The organism is Acinetobacter sp. YH01020 (assembly GCF_013420275.1).
Lineage (GTDB): Bacteria > Pseudomonadota > Gammaproteobacteria > Pseudomonadales > Moraxellaceae > Acinetobacter > Acinetobacter amyesii.
In genome coordinates this window covers 1-1,291 of record NZ_VOYN01000125.1, presented here as the reverse complement: position 1 = coordinate 1,291, position 1,291 = coordinate 1, and the positions used below count along the sequence as shown (strand labels likewise).

The 1,291-nt window shown below is 39.0% G+C and carries 2 pseudogenes and 1 other annotated feature; both pseudogenes read left to right on the top strand.

The window, feature by feature from the left end:
- Positions 1 to 994: pseudogene (locus FTT85_RS18455) on the top strand (IS3 family transposase); the annotation flags it as partial.
- Positions 50 to 166 (top strand) — a sequence feature (AL1L pseudoknot). It overlaps the preceding pseudogene by 117 nt.
- Positions 995 to 1,205: 211 nt before the next feature.
- Positions 1,206 to 1,291, top strand: a pseudogene (locus FTT85_RS18450) (IS1595 family transposase); the annotation flags it as partial.

Here is a 1,291-nt window from a genome sequence, read left to right as displayed (position 1 = left end):
GTGAAATTAAAGAATTAAAACGTGCCAATGAAATTCTACGTAAAGCAGCCGCTTTTTTCGCCCAGGCGGAGCTCGACCGCCCACACAAATAATGGTGGATTTTATCCAGAACAATAAAGATCGATATGGTGTTGAAGCGATTTGTAGAATTTTACCGATTGCAGCTTCGACCTATTACCGAACTTTAGATCTCGCTGACAATCCAGAACATCGAGCGAAACGAGATCTACATGATGAGCATCATGCTGAACAAATTAAACGAATTTGGAAAGAAAGTTCAGGTCGATATGGTGTGCGTAAGGTCTGGCAACAATTGAAACGTGAAGGTTATGTTATCGCACGTTGTACAGTTGCTCGATTGATGCAGAAGCTAGCTATACAAGGTGTTTGGCGTGGTAAGAATAAACAAACCACCCGTAGCCGAGATGATCAAAAAAGAGCAGATGATTTAGTGAAACGTAATTTTAATGCTGATCACCCTGACCAACTGTGGGTGAGTGACTTTACGTATATTCAAACTCATTCAGGCTGGGTCTATACCGCCTTTATTATTGATGTGTTCTCACGAGCAATTGTTGGATGGAAAGTATCTACACGGATGAATACAGATATGGTGCTCGATGCACTTGAGCAAGCATTGCACGATCGAGGCATGCCAAAGAATGTGATTCATCATTCCGATAGAGGTGTTCAATATCTTTCTATTCGCTATACCAATCGTTTAGAAGCTGCAAATTTACGAGCATCAGTCGGTACGACTGGTGATTCATACGATAATGCTTTGGCTGAAACGGTGAATGGCTTATACAAAACAGAGGTGATTGAATATTTAAAAGCAGATTGGCAAGGTTTAGCAGATGTACAACTTGCGACACTAAACTGGGTAGATTGGTTCAATAAAAAGCGTGTACACAGTGCACTGGGTTATGTATCGCCTTTTGAGTTTGAAGCAATGTACTATGATAAGATTAACCCGTTAGGTCAGGTGGCCTAACTTAAATAAAAAAGTCTCCGACAAACCCGGTACGGTTCATACTTTGATTGGATACGCATTCTTTGCTTGAGATAAATAGGTCTGACGCAAAGATAAAAAATATTTTTCAATAGCTTGAATATACGGTTTTTGAGCATCTTTCCGAGTAAATTTCTTCTGCTCTAAAAAACAAGGCTCTAGACTAGCAAAATGATTATGTTAGTCTAGAATCATGATAGAAAACAGTAAATTAAGTCACTACAAGATTAAAAAAATTATTCAATGCTTTTGTGTTGATATTCCTGCTTCCAAAACAGC